Annotated in this window: 1 protein-coding gene; it reads left to right on the top strand. The window is 76.9% G+C overall.

The genetic code is table 11. The annotated features are described in order from the left end of the window. Positions 1–2,695 (top strand): beta strand repeat-containing protein (locus VP06_RS27535; RefSeq protein WP_048467000.1); only part of this gene is annotated, 2,695 nt, incomplete at both ends.

A 2,695-nucleotide genomic window follows, 5' to 3' on the forward strand; every position in this document is an offset into this window, starting at 1 on the left:
GTCGACGCGACCGTGGAGGCGAGCAAGGTCACCAGCGCCGGTGCGCTCAGCGTCGGCGCCACGGCGACCTCCGCCATCACGGCGACCATCTCGGCCGCGCCCCCGCCGCCGCCCGCCGCCGCCGCGGCCGGCGTCGGTGTCGCGATCGGTGCCGCAGGGGCGGAGAACCGGATCGGCGGCTGGTCGAGCGGCGTCGACAGCAACGGCCAGCGGGTCGATACCGCGACCGGCAACGCCATGGGCGTGCGGGCGGCGGTGATCGATTCGACGCTGGCGGTCGACGGCGCCGTGGGCGTCACCGCGACGTCGCAGCAGACGATCAGCGCGACCGTGGTCGCGGCTTCGGCGGCGATCCAGGGCGGCGGCGCGGCCGGCGTCTCGGCGACGGCGGCGGGCTCGGTCGCCGTCAATGCGATCGCGGTCGCGACGCATGCCGTCATCGAGGGCGACGGCACCGGCAGCCGCGCCGGCAGCGTCACGGTCTCGGCGCGGGACGCCTCGGCGATCGACGCGGTGACGGGGTCGGCCTCGCTGTCGGGGTCGGGCGGCGGCGCCGCGGGGGTGAGCGTGGCGGTGGGCTTCGCGCTGGCGCTCAACAGCGTCGCGAGCGACGTCCAGGCGACGATCGGCGGGGCGAATGACGGCCTGTCGGCGACGGCGGGCGGGATCGCGGTGGCGGCGACGAGCAGCGGCTCGATCCAGGCGGTCGCGGCGGCGGCGGCGATCACGATCGGCGGGGCCGGTGCGGCGGGCGTCGGCGTGTCGGGCGGCGGCGCCGGGGCGCGCAACGCCATCGACGCGAAGACCGATGCCGCCGTGACCGACAGCCGCCTGACGGCGACGGGTCCGGTGAGCCTCGCGGCGAATGCCGATACGGCGATCACGGCGAGCATCGACGCGGTCGCGGCGGCCGGCGGCGGCGGCGGCGCGGCGGGCGTCGGCCTGTCGATCGGCATCGCGGCGGCGAGCAACCAGATCGGCAACGGGAGCGAGGTCCAGGCGACCCTGTCCGGCTCGTCGCTCGACACGACCGGTGCGCTCAGCGTCAGCGCCCTGTCGCAGCAGGCGATCCGGGCCGTGCTGGTGGCCGCGTCGGCCTCGATCCAGGGCGGCGGCGCGGCGGCGGTCAGCGTCGCCGGCGCGGTGAGCGGCGTCGTCAATACCATCACGGTGCCGACCCGGGCGACCATCAGCGATGCCGCCGCCGGCGGCATCCAGGCGGCGAGCGTCGCCGTCTCGGCGGCAAACCGCGCCACCATCGCGGCGACGGCCGCGGCGGTCGGCGTGGCGGGTGGCGGGGCGGGTACCGCCAGCGTCGGCCTGACGGTCGCCGCGACGGTGGCGACCAACACCATCGCCAACGACACCGAGGCCGCGCTGCGCGGCCTCGACAGGGGGCTGACCACCATGGGGGGCGGCGTCGCGGTCTCGGCCACCGACGGCGCGACCATCACGGCCACCGCCGCGGCGGCGACCATCAGCCTCGGCGGCGCCGGCATCGCCAACGTCCAGGTGGCGGGTGGCGGCGCCTCGGCGACGAACGCCATCACCGGCAGCACCCGGGCCCTCGTCGAGACCGGCGGCACCGGCCGCAACCTCATCACCAGCGCGGGCGATGTCGGCGTGACGGCGACCAGCACCGCCGCCATCACGGCGACCGTGGTCTTCACCAGCGTGGCGGGCGGCGGCGCCGGCATCGCCAGCGTCCCGCTGGCGGTCGGCCTCGGCGGTGCGCAGAACCTGATCGGCGCCTGGTCGACCGACGATAACGGCCAGCGCCGCGCGCAGCCGGTCCAGACCGGGAGCGCCGCCGTGCAGGCGCGCATCGCCGATACCCGCCTCGACGCGCAAGGGGGCGTCGCCGTGGCGGCGACCTCCACCAGCACCATCCAGGCGACCGTCGCGGCGGCGGCCGCGGTGGTCACCGGCGCCCTCGTCGGCGTCGGGGTCGCCGGGGCGGGGTCCTATTCGGGCAACGCGATCGGGCTCTCCACCAGCGCGGCGATCGACGGCGCGACCACCCAGGTCACCGCCGGCGACGTCACCGTCACGGCGCGCGACACCGCGACGGAAACGGTCTCCGTCGGCACCGCGGCGATCGCGGCGGCGTTCGGCGCTGTCGGCGCCGCGCCGGCGATCGGCGTGGCGACCGCCCTCAACGTCATCACCAGCACCGTCACGGCGGCGATCACCCAGGCTACGGTGACCGCCCGCACCGGCGGCATCGCCGTCCAGGCGACATCGACGCCGACCATCAGCGCCGACGTGGCGGCGGCCTCCGCCGCCCTGTCGGGCGGCGCGGTCGGCGTCAGCGTGGCCGGCGGCGGCGCCGTCGCCACCAACCTGATCGGCGGCGCGACGCGGGCGACCGTGATCGATGCCACCCTCTCGGCCGCGACCGACATCACGGCCCATGCCGAGAACAATGCGGCGATCGCCGCCCGCACGGTCGCCCTCGCGGCCGGGGCGTCGGTCGGCCACCTGGCCGTCGGGGTCAGCCTCGGCATCAGCACCGCCTTCAACATCATCGGCTTCACGACCCAGAACCGCGAGATCCTCGACGGCAGCACGGCCCGGCAGGCGCTGGCGATCGAGGCGCTGGCGAGTGGCGCGACCCTGACCGCCGGCCGGCGGCTCGAGGTCAGCGCCCAGGCAAGCCAGACCATCACGGCGCTCACCGCCGCCGGCGCGGTCG

The organism is Methylobacterium aquaticum (assembly GCF_001043915.1).
GTDB lineage: Bacteria > Pseudomonadota > Alphaproteobacteria > Rhizobiales > Beijerinckiaceae > Methylobacterium > Methylobacterium aquaticum.